The organism is Maribacter thermophilus, assembly GCF_001020565.1.
GTDB lineage: Bacteria > Bacteroidota > Bacteroidia > Flavobacteriales > Flavobacteriaceae > Maribacter > Maribacter thermophilus.
In genome coordinates this window covers 2,525,717-2,551,413 of sequence record NZ_LDAS01000001.1, presented here as the reverse complement: position 1 = coordinate 2,551,413, position 25,697 = coordinate 2,525,717, and the positions used below count along the sequence as shown (strand labels likewise).

Sequence of the window (25,697 nt, the reverse complement as noted above, 5' to 3'; positions counted from 1 at the left end):
TTTAAGGATAGTTATGCAAAAGACCATTTTACATCTGGATCTTGATACGTTTTTCGTATCCGTAGAACGCCTTATCAATAGCGAGTTAAAGAACAAACCGCTATTGGTGGGCGGGTTGAGCGATAGGGGTGTGGTCGCGGCCTGTAGTTATGAAACCCGTGGTTACGGGGTGCATTCCGGTATGCCCATGAAAATGGCCAAGGAACTGTGTCCCGAGGCGGTTGCCATAAAGGGCAATGCGGGTACCTATAGCAACTATTCCGATATGGTTACCGAGATCATCAAGGAGCAGGTGCCCCTTTTCGAAAAATCGAGTATCGATGAGTTTTACGCCGACCTAACCGGAATGGATCGCTTTTTTGGCTGCTACAGGTATGCTTCCGAGTTGCGCCAACGGATCTTTAAAGAAACGGGACTGCCTATTTCTTTTGGGCTTTCGGTCAACAAGGTGGTGTCTAAAGTGGCCACTAACGAGGCCAAGCCCAACAATCAACTGAAGATAGACTACGGCTTGGAGAAACCCTTTCTTGCTCCCCTATCCATCAAAAAAATACCCATGGTGGGCGATAAGACCTACCAAATGCTCAGCAATCTGGGGCTACGCCAAGTGCGTACCATTCAAGAAATGCCCATAGATGTTATGCAACGGGTCTTGGGCAAAAATGGAAGGATCATATGGAAAAGGGCCAATGGTATCGACCATACCCCCGTGGTTCCGTTCTGCGAACGAAAATCGATATCTACCGAGCGCACCTTTGACAAAGACACGATAGATGTGGTAAAATTAAGGGGCATTCTCATTGCAATGACCGAGAACCTGGCCTACCAATTGCGACGGGGGGAAAAGTTGACGGCCTGCATCGCGGTCAAGATCAGGTACTCCGATTTCAATACCTATTCGAAACAAATGCGTATTCCATATACCAGCGCCGATCATATTTTGATTCCCAAGATCTTGGAGCTGTTCAAGACCCTGTACAACCGCAGGTTGTTGGTGCGCTTGGTGGGCATCCGCTTTAGTCACCTGGTATCGGGCAATTATCAGATCAACCTTTTTGACGATACCGAGGAGATACTGAACCTGTATCACGCCATGGACCATATTCGAAAGCGCTATGGCGATAAGAGCGTAATCCGTGCCTCGGCCATGGGTGCACGTACCATCGGAAGAATGCAGAACCCCTTCGATGGCCGACCGCCAATCGTGTTGGCCCATCGAAAACAGTAATGCTGGTAAAACCACTGGAATACAGTGGGGTCGTTTGCGATCGCCCACAACCAAAATAAACATCGACGAAATTGTACCTAAACTGCCATACATATTACAGCCTTCGTTACGGAACCTTTTCCGAAAAGGAGCTCTTGCAGCTGGCCAAAGAAAATGAGGTGACACAGTTGGCATTGACCGATATAAACAATACCTCGGCCTGCCTTAATTTTGTGCGTTTGGCCCCGGGTTATGGGGTCAGGCCCATTCTGGGCATCGATTTTCGAAACGGTGCCGAACCCTGTTTTATCGGTATCGCCAAAAACAATGAAGGCTATATGGAGCTGAACAATTTTCTGTCGGAATACTTGTACGGTGGAAAAAAGTTCCCCGCAACGGCGCCTAAGTTCAAGCAAGCCTATGTAATATATCCCTTTGAGAGTGTATTGCTCAACGAGATCGAGGTCTTTAACGAGAACGAGTACATCGGTGTATCGATCGCCGACCTGCGAAAACTGCCCTTTTCAAGACTGTCCGGGTTAAAGGATAGGTTGGTGGTGCAACAGCCCGTTACCTTTCGCAACAAAAGCGATTTTAACGCACACCGCCTGCTGCGGGCCATCGACAATAATGTGCTGCTTAGCAAGCTGGACAAAAGCGAGGAGGCCAATGAAGGCGAAAGGATGTTCCCCATAGGTAATTTGGCCGCGGCCTTTTCGGAGTATGCCCATATCTTGGAGAATACCGAACGCTTGATGAATTCGTGCAGCATCTATTTTGATTTTTCTTCGGATAGGAAACCCCAAAACTTGAAAACCTATCTAAATACAAGGGAAGAGGATGAGGCCTTGCTGGAAAAACTTTGCCAAGAGGGCTTGTCTTACCGGTATCCCGAAGGCGGGCCGGGTATCATGGAGCGTTTGCACAAGGAGTTGGAGCTGATCAAGACCATGGGCTTTGTTTCGTATTTCCTCATTAATTGGGATATCGTTTCCGAAGCCCGAAGAAGAGGGTTTTTCTACGTGGGTCGCGGTAGCGGGGCCAATAGCATCGTGGCCTACCTATTGCGAATTACCGATGTGGATCCCATAGAACTGGATCTGTATTTTGAGCGCTTTATCAATTTGTATCGGGTGAATCCCCCTGATTTTGATATCGATTTTTCGCATCGCGACCGTCCCGAAATGACGAAATATATCTTTGAACGTTTTGATCATGTGGCCCTATTGGGTACCTATGTTACTTTTAAGGAGAAAGGGGTAGTCCGCGAATTGGGCAAGGTGTTCGGGTTGCCAAAAAGCGAGATCGACCTGCTTTCGGAAGGGAGGTACGATCCCCAAAAGCTCGATGAGATCTCTCAGTTGGTGTTGAAATACGGTCGTTTGATCAACGGTATGCCCAACTATCTGAGCATTCATGCGGGGGGTATTCTGATCAGTGAAAAACCGCTTCATTGGTTTGCCGCTACCCACCTTCCGCCCAAAGGGTTTCCGACCGTTCAGTTCGATATGGTGATCGCAGAGGATGCGGGACTCTATAAATTTGACATCCTTGGACAGCGCGGACTCGCTAAAATACGGGAGGCAGTAGATATTATCGGTTACAATCGACCCGATGAAATAAACTCGTTCGATATTCACGATGTACGTAGGTTTAAGAACGATCGGTCGGTTAACGCATTGATCAAAAGCGCACAGTGCATGGGCTGTTTTTATGTGGAATCGCCCGCCATGCGGATGCTTTTAAAGAAATTGGAGGTCGATAACTACCTAGGTTTGGTAGCGGCGAGCTCCATTATTAGGCCTGGTGTCGCCAAAAGCGGTATGATGCGCGAGTATATTTTAAGGCACCGCAACAAGGATAGGGCGAAGGAAAGGGCGCACCCCGTGATGCTCAATATTATGCCCGAGACCTATGGGGTCATGGTCTACCAAGAGGACGTGATCAAAGTGGCCCACCATTTTGCGGATCTTAGCTTGGGAGAGGCCGATGTGCTACGACGTGGTATGAGCGGTAAGTTCCGCTCCCGCGAAGAGTTTGAAAAAGTACGGTTGAAATTTATAGACAACTGCCGAAAAAAGGGAGAGCCCGATAGTATTATCTTCGAGGTATGGGAACAGATCGCCAGCTTTGCCGGCTATGCCTTTGCCAAGGGGCATTCCGCCTCCTATGCGGTCGAGAGCTACCAAACCTTGTTCTTACGGGCCCATTTTCCGTTAGAGTATATGGTGGCCGTGCTCAATAACGGAGGCGGATTTTACCGTTCCGAGTTTTATGTGCACGAAGCCCGGATGTTGGGGGGTATTATACATTCGCCCTGTATTAACAGAAGCTTTAATGCCAATGTAATTTATGGGAAAGATATTTTTTTGGGCTTTGGCTACCTGCGCGATTTGGAGCATAGGGTGTCTGAAAGGATCATAAGGGAAAGGAATACGGGAGGCCATTTCTCTTCCCTCGAGGATTTTCTGGATAGGGTAACGATTTCCATTGAGCAGGTCAGTATCCTGATACGTATAAATGCCTTTCGGTTTACGGGAACCAACAAGCACCAATTGTTGTGGAAGGCGCATTTATTTCTGAACAAAAACATGAAAATCGACCATCCGAAGTTATTTCCGCCCAAGCAGCAAAACTTTAAGATTCCCCAAATGCACACTACCGACCTGGAGGAGGCTTTTACCCAGTTAGAACTTTTGGGCTTTTGCCTGTGCAGTCCCTTTGAACTGTTGGCCGAACCGCCCAAGAACAAACGTTGTGCCCATGACCTAGAGCGGTTTTTGAACCGCCATATCGATATCTACGGGTATTTGGTCACCGTGAAGAATACACGAACCCATAATGGCAAACGTATGCATTTTGTCACGTTGATAGACCAGCAGGGCAAGGTGTTCGATGTAGTGCTGTTTCCTCCCGTGGCCGCTAAATATCACTTTAGGGGGAAGGGGATTTACAGGTTTTACGGTAAGGTAGTGAGCGAATTCGGGTTTTTGAGTATCGAGGCCATCAAGATGAAAAAACAAGACTATGTCCAGGATCCCCGTTATGCCGATATGAAAACGAGTACCAAGGTGTTTGCCGATAAGAAAATTGGTGTTTCTCCACTAAGTTCCGATCCGGAATCGGAAAATATCAATATAGAACCTTAAATAGTTTGTCTTTCTTAAATTAAAGACCGGTTCTTGATATAATAGATTTGTAGAAATGAATATAAAGAAGGGGGGTAGTTTTAAAATAGGAATAGTGATTTTCTTCTTTAAAAAATTTGGGCTTGTATTCGTTAATACAAAAACAATAGTAAAGAATATATAGCAAACAATAATAAACACTTTCTCATAATCAACTTTAGTTAGTATTGGTATATTCTGAGGGTGAATTTATACTGTTCTTCCAGTTTTGTTGAATTTTTTCGGAAATCCGGATATATATTCGATAAAGTGCTATTTGCCATAACTTATTATAACAGAAGTGGAAAATAAAAAGCCTTCGATTTCTCGAAGGCTCTTGTGGGGTAAAAAATGAGATATGGCTAATTCCAGCCCCCACCTAAAGCTTTATAGATGTTAACTCTTGCCATTAATTGATCTCGTTTAGTTTCTATGAGCTCCATTTTTGATTCTAGGGCCTCTCTTTGTGTTAGCAGTACTTCTATATATTCTATTCTTGCCGATTTAAACAATTGAGTGGATAGATCTATAGATGCCGTAAGTGCTTCCACTTGGTCGGCCTTTAGGTCATAGGTTTTTTTAAGGTTATCTAAATTGGATAGTTGGTTGGCCACTTCTATATAACCTTTTAAGATTGCCTTTTCATATTCATAAACCGCTTGTATTTGCTTTGCGTTGGCACTGTTATAGGCGGCCTTAATGGCATTTCTGTTGATTAAGGGTCCTACGATGTCTCCTACTGCGGAATATAACAGCGATTCGGGCGTACTGGTCAGGTATTTAGGTTTAAAAGCTTGTAACCCTACGCCTGCCTTGATACCGACCGAGGGGTAAAAATTGGCCCTGGCCACTTTAATATCCAACTTGGCAGCGGCCAACTCATACTCTGCCTGTCTTATATCTGGCCGGTTTTGCAACAGTTGAGAGGGTATACCCGCATATATGGGGTCAATGGTATTCTCGATAAAATTATCGGAGTTACGTTCTATATGCTTTGGGGTGCTGCCTATTAGAAAGTTGAGCCTGTTCTCGGTTTCGACTATTTCTTGTTGTACTTCAAATTTATGGCTCTGGTTTTTTAATACCTCGGCCTCAAATCTTCTAACGGCAAGTTCTGTAGCCCTTGCCGCTTGTTTTTGAAGTTTTACCATTTTGAGCGCGTTGGACTGAATTTCCAAGTTTTGCTCAATAATGTTCAATTGGTTGTCCAACGCTAAAAGCTCGTAATAAGAATCGGCTATTTCTGCGATTAAACTGGTCACCATAAAGTTTTTGCCCTCTATGGTAGACAAGTATTCAAGAACTGCCGCCTTTTTAGAGTTTCTTAGTTTCTTCCAAATATCTAGCTCCCAAGAAGCGGAAAGCCCTACGGAATAATCTGTTAACGGCTCAGGGAATTCTTCACCATCCTTTATGTTCAAGTTTTTCTCTACAGCACCGTTACGGGTGTATTCACCAACTTTTTCGACTTCTGCACCGGCCCCATAATTAATAAAGGGCAGGTATTCTCCCGTTCTGGTTTTTACCTCGCTTTGTGCAATATCAATTTGTTGCAACATAATGTTCAACTCTTGGTTGTTTACCAAGGCAGTATCTATCAAGGCGATCAGATAGGGGTCAGAGAAAAAATCGCGCCATTTTACGGTTGCCGTATTCGTGGTATCCGTTGATTGTGTCTGGTACGTATCGGGTAGGTCTACGTTCTCTTCTTTTAGTGTTTTTGTCGGTACACAAGAATAGAATATCCCGATTACCAGTATACAGACGACAATTGATTTTCGGTTTTTTACGATATTTTTTAGTTTCTTATTCATCGTCTTTTCTTTTGGTTAATTTTTGCAAAAGCTTTTTCATTTCAAGAAGTGCTTTAGCGGTTTTGCTTTCTCCTTCACTGTTTCGAATAAACTCTTCGGAGATAGGTTCTTGGTGCTCGTCTTTGATCAGACTTCGTCCTTCTGCCATTTTGCCGAATATGTAATATAGTCCTGGTATGACCAATACCCCGAAAATAGTACCGATCAGCATGCCTCCAAGGGCAGAACCACCTATGGTCCTGTTTCCTATAGCTCCGGCACCAGTGGCGATCACTAACGGAACCAGACCCGCGATAAAGGCGAAAGAGGTCATAAGAATGGGTCGGAACCTTGCTTTTGAACCTTCGATGGCAGCTTCCAATATGGTGGCTCCCTTTCGGTGTTTTTGAACGGCAAATTCTACAATCAGTACGGCGTTCTTACCTAATAGACCTACCAGCATAATGATACCTATTTGGGCATATACATCGTTGGATAATCCCATCATTTTTAATAAGGCGAAGGAGCCAAAAACCCCAACAGGTAAAGAGAGTATTACCGCAAAAGGCAATAAAAAGCTTTCGTATTGGGCCGCAAGAACAAAGTACACGAAGATCAATACGACCGCAAAGATGTAGATAGACTCGTTACCTCTACTGGCTTCATCATAAGATAAACCCTCCCATGCAATATCGTATCCTCTTGGAAGCGTTTGTTCGGCAACTTCCTGAATGGCCTTAATGGCATCACCACTGGTGTAACCAGAAGCGGGAAGCCCACGAATAGCGGCTGAATTATATAGGTTGTATCGCGTTACCTCGTTAGGTCCGAGTTGTTTCTCCATTGTCATAAATGCTGAATAGGGCACCATTTCCCCTTCCTCGTTTTTAACAAAGAGCTTTTCAAGATCTGTAGGCAATGCCCTGTATTCAGGAGCAGATTGTGTATATACTTTAAAGAACCTACCAAACCTGATGAAACCTTGTTCGTAGGTACTACCGATCAATATATTCAGGTTTTCCATGGCCTTGCCAATGGAAACTCCTTTTTGCATGGCAATCTTATTGTTGATCTTTAATTTGTATTGAGGATAGTTGGCAGAGAAGAAGGTAAATAAACCTGTTAATTCTTTTCTTTTTGATAAGTTTTCCATGAACTCATTGTTAATTCTTTCAAATTCATGGTAATCGGTGCCATTGGTCTTGTCCAATAATCGCATAGAGAAACCACCGGAAGAACCAAAACCTGGAACAGCGGGGGGTTCAAAGTATTCTATTACCGCACCTAGATCTTTGGTCTCTTCTTCCAGTTCCTCCATGATTTCATGAACAGAGTGTTGCCTTTCTGACCATGGTTTTAAGTTGATCAAACAAGTACCGGCATTAGAACCACGACCCTCGGTCATAATTTCGTAACCCGCCAATGAAGAAACGGATTCAACACCCTCTGTTTCCTCACATATTTTTTGCAATTTTCTTGCAACATCATTGGTACGTTCCAATGTAGCGCCCGGAGGGGTTTGTATGATGGCATAGATCATTCCTTGGTCTTCGTTGGGTATAAAACCTGCCGGTAACACTTGATTGGTAAAGAAAATACCGGCGCAGAATGCGATTAGAATTCCGAAGGTGACTATTCTACGGGCCGCAATTTTATTAAGTATGCCCACATACCCTCCGGTAAGTCTTTCGAATCCTTTATTGAACCAATCTATAAATCGGTCGATAGGTGTTTTCTTTTTAGGTTTACCGTGATTGTTCCTCAACATCATGGCGCAGAGAACAGGGGTAAGGGTCAAGGCAACAATGGCAGATATGACAATGGACCCTGCCATTGTTATAGAAAACTGTCTGTAGAAAACACCCACAGGACCGGTCATGAAAGAAACAGGGATAAATACCGATACCATAACCAGGGTAATGGCTATAATGGCACCACCTATCTCTTGTAGTACTGCTGCGGAGGCCTTGTAGGGCGTTAAATTTTCCTCTTCCATTTTTACGTGTACCGCCTCTACCACCACAATAGCGTTATCCACCACGATACCAATGGCCAGAACCAGGGCAAATAACGTAATCAGGTTTATGGAGAGTCCAAAAATCTGCATCACAAAAAATGCACCTATCAATGAAACCGGTACGGCTATAATGGGTATGAGCGTTGAACGCCAATCGCCTAAGAAAAGGAATACCACTATGGCTACCAAAATAAAGGCGTCTCTAAGTGTGTGCAATACCTGTTCTATAGAGGCATCCAAGAAATTGGATACATCATAGCTAATTTGAAAATCTAGGCCGGGTGGCAGGTCTTTTTCCAATTCTGCCAATTTATCTTTTACGGCGGCGATTACATCACTACCATTACTGCCAAAGGTTTGTTTTAATACAATGGAAGCGGAAGGGTGACCATCTAGATTTGAATAGATATCAAAGAATTCACTACCAAGTTCTACATCGGCAACATCGGCCAGTTTCAGAATTTCTCCTTCTTCATTGGCGCGTATAATTATATTCTCATACTCCTCGGGTTCATCATAACGGTCTTGGTAGGTAAGCACATATTCCAGGGCCTGTGATTTTTTACCCGAGCTTCTACCGATTCTTCCGGGTCTTGCCAAGATGCTCTGGTCTTCCATGGCCTCCAACACTTCTTCGGCAGATACGTTGTAGGCGCGCATACGATCTGGTTTTAACCATACCCGCATGGCATATTTACGGCTACCGAGTATTTGGGCGCTTGCAATACCGTTTATTCGTTGTATCTCTGGGACTATTTTAGTGTACGCATAGTTGTACAGAAACTTTTCATCATTGTGGTTTTCTTTACTGTATAGGTTTACGTACATCAACATACTGGGCTGTACAGGCGTAATAATAACCCCTTCTCGTTGTACCAGTTCGGGCAATAAAGGCATTACTTGGTCTACCCTTGTCTTTACACGTACCACGGCTTGGTTAGGGTCGGTACCGGGCTCAAAGATGACACGCAAGGTTCCTTCACCTGCACTAGTGGCATCAGAAGCGATATATCGCATTCCTTGAACACCATTAATGGCGGTTTCTAAGGGTATAAGTGTCGATTTTACCAAAACATCGGCACTGGACCCAGGGTAGGCAATAAAAATATTTACTGTTGTTGGGGCAATTTGAGGAAACTGGGAAATTGGTAATTGATTTATAGCCAGTAAACCTGTAAAAACGATTATGACCGAAATGACGATTGCCAGTACCGGTCTATGTATAAATTTTTTGAACATATCTTTTTAAGATTTATGTTGACTACTCAGTGTATAGGGCCAGCTGTGAAATAACGGTATTGGGATCCATATACGTGGTATGGATCTTTTCGTTGTCTTTAACCATCCGTATGCCTTCTAGTAATATTTGATCGTTTTCGGACAATCCTTTGTCAACCACAAAAAGGTGTGGTAATTCGGCCGCTACGGTAATTTCGCGCTGTCTAACGGAGTTATCTTTATCTATTACAAAAACATACTTTTTGCTCAAGACTTCAAACGTTGCTTTTTGGGGTATAAGCAGTGCATTGCTATAGGGGACTTTCATAAGAATACTACCCGTTTCACCATGTCTTAATATTCTATCTGGATTGGGAAAAGTGGCCCTAAAGGCGATATTGCCTGTTTCGTGGTTAAACTCGGCTTCAATGGTCTCTACAATCCCTTTTTGGTTAAACTCTTTATTGTTTGCCAAAAGAAGACCTACCTCTTTTTTCTCGTCTTTACCGGTACTGGTGATATAATCGAGGTATTCTGCTTCGGGTACATTAAAATACACCCACATCTTACTATTGTCGGATAGGGTGGTTAAAAGTTCTCCTTCGTCCAAAAGACTTCCTTCCCTAACATGTAAATGGTCCATAATACCATCAAAAGGGGCCCGAATATCTGTAAACCCTAAATGGGTCTTGGCCAGTGCTACTTCTGCCTTTGCTTTTTCTAGAGTGGCTTTCGACATAGAAAGTTCGTTTTCCGATACGACATTGCCATCTGCCAATAATTGGGTGTTTTGGAATTCTATTTCGGCCACTTTCGCTTCTGCCTCTGCTTTTTGAAGATCGGCTTGGTAAACATTGGGCATTATGTAGAACATTTTTTGCCCCTTTTTAACATACTGGCCCTCATCTACATATATTTCGTTCAAATAGCCTTTTTCCAGGGCCCTTACCTCTATATGTCTTATGGCATGTATTTGACATACATAATCTTTGGTGATCGAAGTGTCTTTTTTTATAGGTTTTGTTATTAAGAACTTTGTTTCGTCTTCGTGGTGTTCTTTTGTTTGGTTACAACTGGTTAGGCCTACCAATACGGACAAGCCTATAATCATGGGAAGTTTCCTCATAATAGTATATTTAGATAATTGGTTAAATTGAAAAATGTTTAGGTAATACTTAGAAAGAATAGAAGGCACTACGAAATAGGCCTGTTTCTAAGGTTTAGCGATTGTCATAGGATGCTATGACATAAAAAAAGGAGTAAGGTCTATATTCTGAATATCTGAAACCTGATATGTCTTCTATACGGAATCTTAAATCCCAGCGCCTTTATACAGACGGATGACTTTTCAGTTAAAAGAGGAAACAGCCCTAGAATTTGGGCATAAAAAAAAGCAGGGGAAATACTGCTTAAATTCTGATTTTTGTGTGTAGGCGATATAATATGCTCTTCCTCTTTCTCTTCTTTTTCAGCAGTCTCTACCGCGTGATGCTTATCATTTGTGGAAAGAGCATAGTCTATATGGGCCTTTATGCCGGTCTGGTTTAGAACGGTGTTGAGAACGGTAGAAGAAATTTCGCGAGAGGTTTCTTTTTGGTTCTCCGAACTAAAATGAACAAAGAATAGCCCGCATAGGAATGCGAGTACAATTGGTATTATCCGCTTGTTTGTTATTTGTTTCATTTAGCAAGCGAAAATATGGCAAGAAAACAGTGCGTACAAACCACTCTTGTTAAAAAACTGTAAAAAATCTGGAAAGAAGATCAAAAAAATGATAATCGAAAATTAAGGGGGTGTTTTTTAAAAAATGGTAATTGATTTCTGATATATTTTGTTTGTGAGGAGGTTATGTGGTTGGTGGTTGGCTGTAAGTATTTCTGATTTACGAATAAAAGACCCGGCAAAATATCGGACATATAAAATTTTGATGTTTGGTAAAGTCGGTATCGGTTACAATCTATAGAAAAGCATGTTTTAACTGTTTTTGGAGGGTAGTGCTATGTAATTGGATAATATAGTATAAGAAGAGGATAATTATTCAAAAATAATCGGCTGATATAATTTCTAAGTTTACAAGTGTAAAATCTGCACTTAATAACCTTTTGTATTAAAATAGGGGTTTTCGGTGATGGTTTTATAGAAAAAAGCAATCAAACTAAACTTTAGAATTATGAATTTGGCCAAATTATTACCAAGAATGTTTTTGGGATCAAGTCGTCTCAAAAAGCGAAAATTGTTTTCTGTTCTTTGTCTGTTGTGTGTGCAAGTTGCGTTATCGCAACAACAGATATCTGGAACAATTACGGATGATCAAGGAATTCCGGTGGCCGGAGCGTCGGTAGCCGAGAAAAACACTACTAATGGAACAGTCTCCGATTTTGATGGAAATTTTGAAATTACCACAAACAGTTCAAATGCAGTTTTGGTATTTTCTTATTTAGGTTTTAAAACTCAAGAGATACCTGTAGGGTCGTCGTCGACAATAAATGTGGTCATGCAAGAAGATTTGGAGCAACTTTCGGAAGTTGTGGTCATAGGGTATGGAACACAAAAACGGGCCGATGTTACAAGTTCGGTGGCAACCGTAAAATCTGAAGATTTTGTACAGGGTAATGTAAAGGATGCCGCACAACTAATTCAGGGTAAAGTGGCAGGTTTGTCGGTTTCTGCCCCATCCGGTGATCCTACAGAAGGTACACAGATTAGTTTAAGGGGTACATCTTCTATTTTAGGGGGTACAAATCCTTTGGTGTTGGTTGACGGTGTTCCAGGAAGCTTAAATACCGTTGCTCCAGAGGATATAGCCTCTATAGATGTGTTAAAGGATGGTTCTGCGACGGCAATTTATGGAACCAGGGGTACCAATGGGGTTATTATCATTACGACCAAAAAAGGTAGTAATGATATGAAATCTACCATAGAGTATAACGGGTATATGTCATTGTCCACTATTGCCAATAAGTTAGATTTTTTAGATGCGAACGAACTAAGGGAGAAGTTTAATGAAGGGTACGAATTTAATGGGGCCAATTTAGAGGATTATGGAGCCAATACTGATTGGGTGGATGAAATTACACGAAATGCCTATAGCCAAGTTCATAACCTTATTTTTAGAGGGGGCAATGCTACTTCAAATTTGACGGCCTCTATAAACTATAGGGATATCGAAGGAACGTTTTTAAAGTCGAATAGTGAAAAATATACGGCGAGGGTCAGTGCAAACCATGCCATGTTCGATAATCGTTTAAAAGCCAATATAGGTGTTATATTAAGTGAGCAAACCTATAATGCCTTAGGGGACGGAAGCAGTTTTAATCCATATATCTACAGGCAGGCCCTTATAAGAAATCCTACAGAACCAGTAAAGGATGAAGAGGGTAACTGGTACGAAAGAGACGTATATTTTTATGACAACCCTGTCGCGTATATACAAGAAACGATAGGCGAGAACAAATTTAGAAATTCTAGGTTCGATTTTTCCTTAAGTTATGATTTTGGCGACCATGTAACCATGAAAGGACTTTACACACGTAAAGGAGAGACAAATATTAGAGGTTTTTATCAGACCAAGAACCATGTGTCTACCACAAAGAATGGCCAAGATGGCTATGCTTCAAGAGGTACTGACGATTATGTAGGTAATTATGGTCAGCTTACCTTAGACTATGATAATTCTTTCGGTAAGCACAAGGTAACCGGTTTGGTGGGTTATAATTATGAAGATAATACGAACCAAGGTTTTTGGGCTACCAACCGTCGTTTTCCTACAGACGGGTTTACCTACAACAATCTAGGTAGTGGACAAGGCTTACAATTGGGTGAAGCGAATATGGGCAGTTATAAAGATTCTGATAAGCTGATCGCGTTCTTTGCAAGGTTTACCTACAATTATGACAACCGTTACCTTTTAATGGCCAGTTTGCGTAGAGAAGGGTCTTCCCGTTTTGGTGAAGATAACAAATGGGGTAACTTTCCAGGGGTTTCATTGGGTTGGCGTATAGATCAAGAGTCCTTTGCCGATAATTGGGATTGGTTGTCAAACCTTAAATTAAGAACAGGTTTCGGTGTAACGGGTATTAATGCAGGTTCTAATTATCAGGCCTTGAGTGGTCTAACCTATGGGTCGTATTTTTTAAACAACGGGCAATGGGTAAGAGAATTGGTGCCCTCGAGAAATGCGAATCCCGATTTAAGATGGGAGAAGAAAGAAGAGTTCAATGTTGGGCTTGACTTCGGTATTCTTGACGGGCGTATCAATGGATCGGTAGATTATTATAATAGAACCACCAAAGATGCATTGTTTAACTATAGTGTACCGACGCCTCCTTATTTCTTCGGAACCATTGCGGCCAATGTTGCTGAAATCAATAACAAGGGATTCGAGTTCTTGTTAAATGTGACACCTGTAAAAACAGAAAATTTTGATTGGACGGCTAACCTCACCTATTCGACCAATACCAATAAAATTGTATCGCTTTCCAATGATGAGTTTCAATTGACCAACGATTTCTTTGATGAGGGTTATACTGGAGAACCCATTCAAATTAGTACACATAGGGTACAAGAAGGACAGCCCATTGGTAATTTTTATGGCTTAAAGAGCGTAGATATCAATGATGATGGTATTTGGATTATAGAAAGACCTGACGGTAGTCTGGTTCCTGCAACGGAAGCTACTACGGACGACCGACAAATTTTGGGCAACGGTTTGCCTAAATCCTATTATAGTTGGAACAATACGGTCAGGTACAAGAATTGGGACCTGATGGTCAACTTAAGGGGCGCCTTGGATTACGAGATATTGAATTTCTCGCGTATGTTCTATGAGAATCCCACAATTACCTATAATACATTGGACTCCGCTTACGATCTTGTATATGGGAAAACAGAACTGCAAGACGTTCAACGTTTTGTTAGCTACTATGTAGAAGATGGCGATTTCTTGAAAATAGATAACATTACCTTAGGATATACCTTGCCCAAAGACGCTATAAAGTTTGCCCAAACTTTTAGGATTTATGCATCGGGGCTAAACTTGGCGACTTTTACAAGTTATAAGGGTATAGATCCTGAAGTCAATAGAAGTGGATTATCGCCTGGTAATGATGAAAGAGACAAATATCCTTCTACAAGGACATTCACCCTAGGTATCAATTTTACATTCTAAACTAAACGACTATGAAAAATATAAATAATAAAGTGTTTTCACTTAAAACAAGAATATCGATCCTAGCCGCCTGCGCCTTTTTGGTACAACTAGGATGTACAGATTTGGAGGAAGAGGTGTTTTCAGAAGTTACCGAAGCATCTTTTACACCATCACAATCCGATATTGTATCGGTAATGGCTTCTGCGTATACTCCCATGCGCTACGTAATGGGGTGGCAAGGCTGGTTTGATCTACAGGAAGAACCGGCCGATATGTTTGTAACGCCTACTAGACCAAATGGTTGGGATGATGGGGGTACCTATAAAAGAATGCATTTTCATGAATGGACCTCTACCCAATGGCAGCCAAGAAATACATGGATCAATTGCTTTAACGGTATCAATAGTGCCAATAGGGTAATATTGCAGATAGAATCTGGACAATTACCGGTAAGCGATGAACAGGCCACTGCTATTGTTGCAGAAATGAGGGCGCTAAGGGCCTTGTATTATTCTATGTTGGTAGATTCGCATGGTAATGTTCCGATCATTGCCAGTTATAGTGATGAGTTGCCGGTTCAAAGTACACGAACCGAAGTTTATAATTTTATAGTTTCTGAATTAACAGAAGTAATACCAAGCCTTACCGAAACGGTAGATGTTTCTACCTATGGCCGTATGACCAAGTGGGCGGCCTATCATGTATTGGCCAGGGTTTATTTAAATTCTGAAGTATATGCCGGTACCTCTAACTGGGACAAGGTTATCGATGCTTGTGATAAGATCATTGCCAGTGGAGCTTTTGAACTGTCGGATAGTTACTCTGATATTTTTAGTACTAATAATGAGGGCAACAGTGAATTGGTGTTTGCGATACCCTACGATCAAATTTTTGCAGGGCAGTGGAATGCCCATATGAAAATGTTGCTTCCTGATCATAGATTGGTCTTCGGAATGCAGGCCCAACCATGGGGCGGGTCTAGTTGTAACCCCCAGTTTATAGATAGTTATGAGCCAAATGATAAGCGTTTGTCGGATACTTGGTTAATGGGCGATCAACTAAATGCTTCTGATGGGAGTGTGGTTATGACCTTGGTCAAAGAGATGCCAAGTATTTATGACTGTGATTTTACCGATGGCTTTAGATGCGGAAAATATGAAATAGAACCGGGTGCTACAGGTGGACTTAGTGTAGATTTTCCATTTTTAAGATATACGGATGTGCTGATGATGAAGGCCGAGGCGCTTCTTAGGACCAATAAAAGTGATGAGGCTGCGACTATCGTAACCCAAGTACGTACACGTTCTTTTGATAACCTGGCGGATGCAACGGTTACTGGAGCAGAACTTGAAGGTGACACTACCGTGCAATACGGCACCTTGGCCGAAGATGGTACTATTGCCGATGCAGGAGACCAAACGGCTGTACCATACGGACGTTTCTTGGATGAATTGGGTTGGGAGTTTGCCGGTGAGGCCAGAAGAAGAACCGATATGATCAGATTTGGGGTCTATCAAACTAAAAGTTGGTACAACCATACGCCAAAAGGTGATTACACCACACTTTTTCCGATTGGTTTAGAAGAGTTGAATACGAATACCAATTTAGGCCAGAATCCCGGGTACTAACGAATTTTTGTGTAAGGCAAAAGTTCTAGAAAATAATTGTTTGAGTTAGTTTTTTATATAAGTGATGAAAGCGAATGGATTTCCATTCGCTTTCTGTTTTTATGGTATATGAACAGGGTATGGTCGGTTTGATAATTTGTAAGTGGTTTCTAATCGACTGTTTAAGGGCTAAGCAATTAAAACTGTGATCGATATTGTGTAGGCGGACATCCCTTTAATTCTTTGAATTTTCTGTTAAAGTTGGCAATGTTGTTGAATCCACATTGTTCTGAAATCAATGAAATGGAAAGCTCTGGCTTGTTCACGATCAATTTACAGGCATTTTCGATTCGAATTTCAATTAAAAATTGAAAAAATGTCTTGTTCGTCCGTTTTTTAAAGTAACGGCAAAATGCATTACGACTCATATTGGCAATACTGGCGACCTCCTCTAGGCTAATGGGTTCGTTAAATTTTTCCATGGCATATTTGTAGACATTGTTCATACGTTTTCCTTCATCATCTGAAAATGATTTTCTATAAACAAATGAGGATAACGGTGCTGTTTTTGCCTTTGAAACATGGCTAATGATCATTAAAAGAGTAGCTATCTGTTCTACTTTGTTTTGCGATGATAACTTAAGGAACTCGTCAATGATCGTCTTCTTATTTGAAAGTACTCTCATGCCCAGTTCTGATTTATTAAAAAAATCTTGCGTAAGCGAAAGGTCGGCGATATCAAAGAAATCTTTTCCGAAAGAATGTAGGTCAAAAAAAAGTGTGTGCATCTCAGATACAGGAGAGGCCGTAACATCACTTTTAAATACATGGGGTACAAATCCGCCGATTATCAAAAGATCATTGGCCTTGTATTCATTTATAGAATCACCTACAATTAAAGACCCCTCTCCTTTGGATATATAACTGATTTGAATTTCACCGTGCTGGTGAAGTTGATCGTAGAAAGCTTCTACTCGATCTAATTGATAAACGAGTGCTTCATTTCTCGGTTTCGGAATTTTAAAAGGAAGGACTTTCAATTTTTTTGTATTAAGTTAATTATAATTTATCCTGAAATCGGTTATTATGGTAATAAAGTACAAATAAAGGGGTGTCTGCCATAAATTACTACTTTAAAAACAATTTGATATTTCTGTATAAATTAACTTCTTATTTCTGAGTTATACATGTTAAGGGTAATATAGTATCATTATCTGTTAATATGGACTACTGCAAGACGATGGATAATCAATAGTTTTAGTGATAATTTTAAGTATGGGATTTTTTGTTCGAAAATTAAGTGTATTTTTTATACTTATAATTACCGGAGTATCTTTTTCACAAGGTACATTAAAGGATTATAAGAAGGCTATGGCCGTGGATTCTTTGTTTCGTAACAAGGTATTTAACGTGCCGTCTGCTTTTCGTTGGAGTGGAGATACCACGTTATGGTATGTGAACAACACAAAGGAAGGTAAGGAGTATATGTTGGTAGATCCGTGGCAGAAAAAACAGAAAAAATGTTTTGATCATGATGTTTTGGCAAAGCTATTGTCCGTAAAGTTTAATAAGCAGGTAGATCCAAAGAATATCGATATCAAAGAACTGGACTTTAATGACCATCGGACGGAAGTAGAATTTGTTTTTGAGGATGCTAGAATATCCTATAATATAGAGAAGGGGACATTAACGCTCTTGGAAGAGGTAGAAAGTAAAAGAAAGAAAAAAAACGAATACTGGGGAAATAGATTTGACGAAACCTCTAATCTTCCCGTATTTTCTCCTGATTCTACCAGGGTTGCTTTTGTCAAGAACAATAATCTCTATATAAAGGATATCGGTACAGAGATAGAAACTCGATTGAGCTATGATGGGGCTCCTGGATTTTTTTATTCTTCGTATATAAAATGGTCGCCGGACGGTGAAAAAATTATGGCATATAAAGTTCGTCCGGGAGACGACCGTAAAATTTACTTTGTAGAGTCTAGCCCTATAGACCGGTTGCAACCAAAATTACATTCAATAGACTATTTAAAACCTGGGGATGAACTGCCCTTTAAAAGTCCGCAGTTGTTCTTGGTTAATAGTCGACAGCATATTCAAATACCAACGTCCGGGTTCGATCATCAATTCGGTTTGTACAATATTGAGTGGAGAGCGGATAGTAGGGCTTTTACTTTTGAATACAATCAACGCGGACATCAGGCGTACAAGGTGATAGAGGTCGACGCAAAAACAGGTCAGGTTAGTACTTTGGTCAATGAGACCAGTAAGACCTTTATAGATTATAGTAGTAAAAAGTATAGATATGATGTTGCCGATGGTGAGGAAATAATTTGGACATCTGAAAGGGACGGATGGAACCATATTTATCTGTATGATGGAGAAACAGGAAAGGTTAAAACACAACTGACCAAGGGAGAATGGGTAGTGCGCAATGTTTTGTACGTAGATGAAGAGAATAGGGAAGTTTATTTTACTGCCAGTGGATTATATAAGAACCAGGATCCATATTTTCTGCATTATTGTAAAGTAGATTTTGATGGTAAGAATTTTACGCGCTTTACTAAAGAGAACGGCAATCATAAAGTTGCTTTTTCTAATGATTATAAATACTATGTAGATCAATATTCACGAGTAGATATGCCGCCCGTTACGGTCTTAAAATCATCTAAAGATGCTAAGACCGTGATGCAACTACAGCAAGCGGACCATACCGCTTTATTAAAAGAAGGCTGGATCGCCCCCGAAGTGTTCACGGCAAAAGGACGAGATGGAAAAACCGATATTTGGGGTATTATCATGCGCCCTACCAGTTTTGATCCAACTAAAAAATATCCTATTATAGAATACATTTATGCTGGTCCACATGGTTCTTTTGTGCCCAAAGATTTTAGAGCCTATAATTGGGCTATGTCGTCATTGGCAGAGTTGGGCTTTATAGTAGTACAGATAGATGGTATGGGAACTTCCAATAGGTCAAAGGCCTTTCACGATGTGTGCTGGAAAAACCTGAAGGATGGAGGATTCCCCGATAGAAAACTATGGATAACGGCGGCCGCAAAAAAATATCAGTACATGAATGCTGATAAAGTAGGTATTTATGGTACTTCGGCCGGGGGACAAAATGCCGCCGCCGCTTTGGTCTTCAATTCCGATTTTTATGATGTAGCCGTTTCTTCTTGTGGCTGTCATGATAATAGGATGGATAAAATTTGGTGGAACGAGCAGTTTATGGGCTACCCTGTTGGGCCTCACTATGCGGCATGTTCCAACGTGGAAAATGCATCCAATATGAATGGGCGCCTAATGCTCATTTTAGGGGAGATAGATGACAATGTAGACCCGGCATCAACAATGCAATTTGCAGATGCCCTGATAAAAGCGAATAAAGATTTTGAACTGGTTACCGTACCGGGAATGTCGCATTCCTCGGGAGGCGAATATGGAGAGCGTAAAAGAAAAGATTTTTTCGTAAAACACTTGCTGAACGTAACTCCCCCTTCATGGGATAAAATTTATAAATAAAAGAACCACCAAATAAGAGATAAGAATTTAATTATGAGAGTATATAAGTTGTTTGTTTATGGTTTGCTATTTTTTTGTGCCATAGGAACTTTTACGTCAAGGGCACAAAGTGGCAATCAAATATTGGATGGTATAGGTGAGACAGGGCTGATAGCAAGATATGTTTTTGATGGGGACTTAAAAGATTGGTCCCGTAACAACCTACATGGAAAAATGGTAGGTTCTAAGGTAGATTTTATAAAGGATGACCAGTTTGGCAACGTGCTTTCATTGCCTATCGATAGTAAATCGTTTATTTCGATTCCAGCGGAGTCCATGATAGGGGAAGAGTCGATAAGTATCACGGGATGGGTCTACCTGTATTCTGAACAACCTGGTCAAATACTTTTTGATTTCGGAAAAAAAGAGAGTTCACATTTTTTTGTGACTCCCGTCGGAACTAAGACCGGAGAAGGTTATTTTGCAGGGGTTTCTTTAGAAAAAGAAGAACACAATAGCACGGTTTCGCCGGCCATAGAAATTGGCGGTTGGAATCATTTGGCCATAGTGTTGAACGCTCCTTCCAGATCTATTAGCACCTATCTTAACGGAAAAATGGTAGGTGAGACAAAGAACGTAGCGCTGGTTTTGTCAAAATTGTTTGATGCCGGTGCGGTTAAGAACAATATCTTCTCTATTGGCCGACCACTGTCAGAAACAGGTGTATATCTGAATGCAAAGTTGTACGATTTTAGAATTTATAGAATACCATTGGCTGAAAAGCAGGTTGCAAGAATTTATAATAATGCCCTTAAAGGAGGTGAAACCTCGGAATCGGAAAAAAAACCTAAAGTTGATGATCTACCCAAATTTGAAAGTGGAACCCCGCAACTGTATAACGAATATCTGGTTGAGGTACCCGACATTGAGGTAGAGACCATTGTCGGAAATCTTCCTCGTTTGCCCCGTTATGTAGATGGGGCCTATAAAGAAGGAATACAAGGCCCCAAGGTACGGGTGCTCTGGCCTGCTCCTAAAGACAATGCTGCCGTATTAACAACGGGAAGATATATCATAGAAGGTAGTATCGCAGGAACCGACATAAAGCCGAAGGCCATTGTAATAGTAAAAGAAACCCAAAATGTTTCAGCACCAATAAGAAAGTTGGAAACATTTAGCCTAGATGAGGTTTTTTTAAAAACCGATGTTCAGGGTTATAATACAAAATTCATAGAAAATAGGGATAAGTTTATAACAACACTGGCAGAAACCAATCCCGATTCTTTTCTATATATGTTTCGAAATGCCTTTGGTCAACAACAACCCAAGGGAGCGGAACCATTAGGGGTTTGGGACAGTCAAGAGACCAAATTGCGCGGGCATGCCACGGGCCACTACCTTACGGCCATCGTACAGGCCTATGCAAGTACCGGTTATGATAAAGAGTTACAGGCCAATTTTGCCCAGAAGATGGAGTATATGGTCAATACCCTTTATGACTTGTCACAAATGTCGGGTAGACCCAAAGAAGCCGGGGGAACCTTTGTCTCCGATCCAACGAAAGTGCCACCAGGACCGGGCAAATCGGAATACGATTCACAACTGAGTGCAGACAGTATAAGAACCGATTATTGGAATTGGGGCAAAGGGTTCATAAGTGCTTATCCTCCTGATCAGTTTATTATGTTGGAAAATGGAGCTACCTATGGTACTAAGAAAAGCCAAATATGGGCTCCTTACTATACTTTACATAAGATTCTTGCCGGTTTAATGGATGTGTATGAGATCAGTGGTAATGAAAAAGCGCTTCATATAACCAAAGGGATGGGAGACTGGGTGTATGCACGTTTACGAGAGTTGCCAAAAGACAACCTTATCAGTATGTGGAATAGGTATATTGCGGGCGAATATGGTGGTATGAACGAAGCTATGGCCCGCCTATATCGGCTGACGAACGAGGATAAATACCTAGAAACGGCAAAATTATTCGACAATATCGAGGTATTTTATGGAGACGCGGATCACTCACATGGTTTGGCCAAGAATGTAGATACCTTTCGTGGGTTGCACGCTAACCAACATATACCCCAAATAATGGGGGCGTTAGAAATGTACCGTGGTTCTAATACTCCTGAATACTATCATGTGGCCGATAATTTTTGGTATAAGGCCACCAATGATTACATGTATAGCATTGGAGGTGTTGCCGGAGCCCGTAACCCTACCAATGCAGAATGTTTTATAGGGCAACCGGCCACTCTCTACGAAAATGGTTTGTCATCGGGCGGGCAAAATGAGACCTGTGCTACCTATAACATGCTTAAGCTATCTAGAAATATTTTTCTTTATGATCAACGAGCCGAATTAATGGACTACTACGAGCGTAGTCTTTATAACCATATTTTGGCATCTGTAGCAGAGGATAGCCCCGCCAATACATATCATGTACCCTTACGACCTGGTTCTGTAAAGCATTTTGGAAATCCGCACATGAAGGGTTTTACCTGTTGTAACGGTACGGCGATTGAGAGTAGTACCAAACTTCAGAATACCATTTATTTTAAAAGTGTTGATAACCAAGCGTTGTACGTAAATCTTTATGTGCCTTCTACATTAAACTGGACGGAAAAGAATGTTGTCATAGAACAGAATACTGCTTTTCCTAAGGATGATCATACCAAGTTGACGATCAAGGGCAAGGGTAAGTTTGATTTAAATGTTCGTGTCCCCCATTGGGCGTCCAAAGGATTTTTTGTAAAAATAAACGGTAAGGAAAAAAAGGTAGATGCAACACCCGGAAGTTACCTTACCATAAGTAGAAAATGGAAAAATGGCGATACCATTGAGCTATATATGCCATTTCAGTTTCATTTAGAACCGATCATGGACCAGCAAAATATTGCCAGCTTGTTTTATGGCCCTATTTTATTGGCGGCCCAAGAAACAGCACCTAGAACAGAATGGCGTAAGGTAACTTTAGATAAAGATGATTTGGGTAGAACGATCAAGGGGAATCCTGGAGCACTCGAATTTATGATAGACGGAATAGTCTTTAAACCTTTTTATGAAACCTATAATCGCCATTCGGTGTATTTGGATGTTACCTTAAAGTAGGCCTAAAAAGTCGGACAAAAACACAATAGGATATCCTAAACACCAAAATAAATTCACAGGTTGAAATAGTCGGCTTGTATGGTCTTATATAAAAATAATAGAGTTAAGAATAATATGAAGAAAACGAATATAAAGTATTGGGTAATGTTTGCCGTAGCTATAACTGCCATGTCCGAGCTAACGGCACAAAGAAGTTATTGGGACAAAATAGAGAATAGGGAATCTACGTTGGGCGTTGCAGAGGTATACCAAAAAATAACCACTCCAGATTTTCAGTTAAAACTCGTTAAGGCCTCCCAAACGGTAGCCGCATTAAGGCCGAACAACGAATTAGGTTTCGATTATACCCCAGGGGAACGATTGGAAATAAGGGATAAGGACAGTCTTTATCACTTGGGGGACATTAATCTGAGAATAAAGGGTGCTTCGGGAGAATGGAAAAATTATTCCACGGCAAGTAACCGTGCACCGGTTACGCCCCTTTCAATTCGTGATAGCATATTGGCAGCGGCAGACTTGGCCAATACATTGCCTAAAGATATACCTGTAACCATAAAGCGGTTTTATGAAATAGACAATGGCCAACTCGTAATGCGTTTTGAAATTACCAATAAGCAAAATACTCCTGTAGAAATAGGGGCTTTGGGGGTGCCTATGATCTTCAATAATATATTGGAAGGCAAGTCATTGACAGAGACGCATAAGCACAATGTGTTTTTTGACCCCTATATAGGAAAAGATGCAGGGTATTTAGAGGTTAAACGTCTAAGTGGCAAGGGACCCGCTTTGTTGGTCTTGCCAAAAGAAAATATGTCGTTCGAGGCCTATCGGCCATTATTGGAGGATCCTACACCGAAGAGTATCGTGTTTGAGGGTTTTCATGAATGGATGGTGTATAGTAAGGCCTATGCGGAAAATGAATGGAAAGGTGTAGAGCAATGGAACCAACCTACTTCATATGTTCTTAGTCCCAATGAAACTAAAAATTACGCTCTAAGATTTGTGCTTTCAGAAGGGGTGAAGAACATTCAAGAAACATTGGTGAAAGAAGACCATCCCTTGGTAATAGGTGTGCCCGGTTATGTAGTTCCGCAAGATGTAAAGGCGGGGCTGTTCGTAAATTATAAAAGTGAGGTAAGTTCAATAGAGGTATATCCAAAAGGGGCTTTACAGGTGAAAGAAAACGGAACGACACCATCTGGTCTACAGAAATACATGGTACAGGGAAAAAAATGGGGAAGAGCAAGGCTTACCATTATTTACGGCGATGGTGTGGAGCAGACCGTTAATTATAAGGTCATTAAACCCGAGGCGGAAGTTATAAAGGATTTTGGACATTTTTTAACGACGGAACAATGGTACGAAAACCCGAATGATCCTTTTGGAAGAAGTCCCTCTCCCATTAGTTATGATTATGAAAAAAAGGAACAGGTAACCCAAGACAGTAGGGTATGGATCAGTGGTTTGAGCGATGAAGGTGGTGCAGGTAGTTGGTTGGGCGCTATCATGAAACAACTTGTGCAGCCTGATAGGGGAGAAATAAAAAAACTACAACAATTCATAGATGAAACACTATGGGGAAATATACAGCATAGCGAAGGCGAAAAAAAATACGGTGTTAAAAAAAGTGTTTTTTATTACGAACCCGATTCTTTGCCCAAAGGCACCTATGATGAAAATATAAACTATACGACCTGGGCCGCATGGGACCATAAGCACGCCAATGATACTGGTAGGTCTTTTAATTATCCACATGTGGCCGCTGCCTATTGGGTTATGTACCGTTTGGCGAGGTATCATAATGGTTTGGTCGATAATAGGGAATGGGACTGGTATTTAAAAAATGCTTACCACACTATTATTGCAATGATGGACCAAGCACCATATTATGCCGAGTTTGGTCAAATGGAAGGTTCTGTGTTCTTATTTATTTTAAAGGACCTCAAGAATGAAAATTATAGTGAAATGGCTTCGGTCTTAGAGGAAAGAATGAAACAACGTGCGGATCATTGGAAAGCGTTGGACTATCCTTTTGGTAGTGAAATGCCATGGGATTCTACGGGGCAAGAAGAAGTATATACCTGGACAGACTATTTTGGGTACGAGTATAAGGCCAATATTACATTGAACGCTATATTGGCCTACATGCCAACTATGCCACATTGGGCCTATAACGGAAACGCCAGAAGGTATTGGGATTTTTTATATGGAGGTAAAGCAGGGGAAACATCAAGGGTAGAGCGCCAGATACACCATTATGGTTCCGGTATCAATGCAATACCTGTGCTTAAACAGTATAGAAAAACACCAGACCTATATTTGCTTAAAGTTGGTTATGGGGGGCTTTTGGGCAGTATTTCCAATATTACCCAAGATGGCTTCGGCCCTGCAGCCTTTCATTCATATCCCTCATCATTAAAAATAGATGGTATCTCTGGCGATTATGGTTCCGGTTTTTATGGCTATGCCGTAAATTCTGCAACCTACATTACACAAGATGAAGAATTGGGTTGGTTGGCGTTTGGGGGCAATCTTACCCAAAAAGGCGATGTGGTTGAAGTAGAGATTACAACGGCCGCAAAATCAAAAGTGTACGTCGGGCCTAAAAAACTTTGGTTGACACTAGATGCCGGTTCGTTTAAAAAAGTGGCATACAATACCCATACAAAAGAAGTGACCGTTACCTTGAACGGCAAAACGACGTATACGCCCAATGCATATTTGAGAACGGAAAATACCATCGATTTGCCTTATAAAAAGGTCAGGGGTGCCAATGAAATACCCTTGCAAAATAAACCTTTACAAATAAGTATAAAATAGGATATACTGACTATTTTTAGGTAATTAAAGACTATGTAAAAAGGAATCACCATTAATGATTAGTGTTTTTTTAACCCCGGGAGAAATTATACTCTTGG

12 protein-coding genes are annotated in these 25,697 nt (G+C 41.2%); 7 read left to right on the top strand and 5 right to left on the bottom strand.

Annotated elements, in window-relative coordinates; genetic code table 11:
* Positions 1-13: 13 nt before the first annotated feature.
* On the top strand, positions 14-1,228 hold the full coding sequence (gene dinB / locus AB657_RS10995; RefSeq protein WP_047246530.1) for a DNA polymerase IV: 1,215 nt from the start codon (positions 14-16) through the stop codon (positions 1,226-1,228).
* A 71-nt stretch (positions 1,229-1,299) separates the two neighbouring features.
* A complete protein-coding gene (locus AB657_RS10990) occupies positions 1,300-4,356 on the top strand; it encodes a DNA polymerase III subunit alpha (protein WP_047246529.1) in 3,057 nt (1,018 codons plus the stop codon).
* A gap of 380 nt (positions 4,357-4,736) precedes the next feature.
* Here the strand turns inward: AB657_RS10990 and AB657_RS10985 are convergent, their stop codons facing one another.
* From AB657_RS10985 to AB657_RS10970, 4 genes are all read right to left on the bottom strand, one after another.
* Positions 4,737-6,188, bottom strand: coding sequence for a TolC family protein (locus AB657_RS10985; RefSeq protein WP_047246528.1), 1,452 nt, complete (start codon positions 6,186-6,188; stop codon positions 4,737-4,739).
* Positions 6,181-9,423, bottom strand: a complete 3,243-nt coding sequence (locus AB657_RS10980) for an efflux RND transporter permease subunit (RefSeq protein WP_047246527.1) — start codon at positions 9,421-9,423, stop codon at positions 6,181-6,183. Before AB657_RS10980 ends, AB657_RS10985 begins: the two co-directional genes overlap by 8 nt.
* A 22-nt stretch (positions 9,424-9,445) precedes the next feature.
* Positions 9,446-10,528 carry an efflux RND transporter periplasmic adaptor subunit gene (locus AB657_RS10975; RefSeq protein WP_047246526.1) on the bottom strand — a complete coding sequence of 361 codons (1,083 nt, stop codon included), beginning with the start codon at positions 10,526-10,528 and terminating at the stop codon, positions 9,446-9,448.
* A gap of 140 nt (positions 10,529-10,668) precedes the next feature.
* Positions 10,669-11,085, bottom strand: coding sequence for a hypothetical protein (locus AB657_RS10970; protein WP_047246525.1), 417 nt, complete (start codon positions 11,083-11,085; stop codon positions 10,669-10,671).
* 487 nt (positions 11,086-11,572) lie between these two features.
* Between AB657_RS10970 and AB657_RS10965 the strand changes: the two genes are divergently transcribed.
* Together AB657_RS10965 and AB657_RS10960 are read left to right on the top strand one after the other, a co-directional pair.
* Positions 11,573-14,569: a SusC/RagA family TonB-linked outer membrane protein gene (locus tag AB657_RS10965; protein ID WP_052958685.1), complete on the top strand. Its 2,997-nt coding sequence runs from the start codon at positions 11,573-11,575 to the stop codon at positions 14,567-14,569.
* 11 nt (positions 14,570-14,580) lie between these two features.
* Positions 14,581-16,179 (top strand): RagB/SusD family nutrient uptake outer membrane protein, encoded by a 1,599-nt coding sequence (locus AB657_RS10960; protein WP_047246524.1) that lies wholly within the window; start codon positions 14,581-14,583, stop codon positions 16,177-16,179.
* A 176-nt stretch (positions 16,180-16,355) separates the two neighbouring features.
* Here AB657_RS10960 and AB657_RS10955 read toward each other — a convergent pair whose 3' ends face one another.
* Complete coding sequence (locus tag AB657_RS10955) at positions 16,356-17,198, bottom strand: AraC family transcriptional regulator (RefSeq protein WP_047246523.1); 843 nt, start codon at positions 17,196-17,198, stop codon at positions 16,356-16,358.
* A 235-nt stretch (positions 17,199-17,433) separates the two neighbouring features.
* Between AB657_RS10955 and AB657_RS10950 the strand changes: the two genes are divergently transcribed.
* The 3 genes from AB657_RS10950 to AB657_RS10940 all read left to right on the top strand — a co-directional run bounded on the left by AB657_RS10950 (position 17,434) and on the right by AB657_RS10940 (position 25,599).
* The gene (locus tag AB657_RS10950) at positions 17,434-19,686 is read left to right on the top strand and encodes a S9 family peptidase (protein ID WP_047246522.1); all 2,253 of its coding nucleotides are present in this window, start codon (positions 17,434-17,436) and stop codon (positions 19,684-19,686) included.
* A 33-nt stretch (positions 19,687-19,719) separates the two neighbouring features.
* Positions 19,720-22,779 carry a beta-L-arabinofuranosidase domain-containing protein gene (locus tag AB657_RS10945; RefSeq protein ID WP_047246521.1) on the top strand — a complete coding sequence of 1,020 codons (3,060 nt, stop codon included), beginning with the start codon at positions 19,720-19,722 and terminating at the stop codon, positions 22,777-22,779.
* A 114-nt stretch (positions 22,780-22,893) separates the two neighbouring features.
* A complete protein-coding gene (locus AB657_RS10940) occupies positions 22,894-25,599 on the top strand; it encodes a DUF5695 domain-containing protein (protein WP_052958684.1) in 2,706 nt (901 codons plus the stop codon).
* Positions 25,600-25,697: the final 98 nt, after the last annotated feature.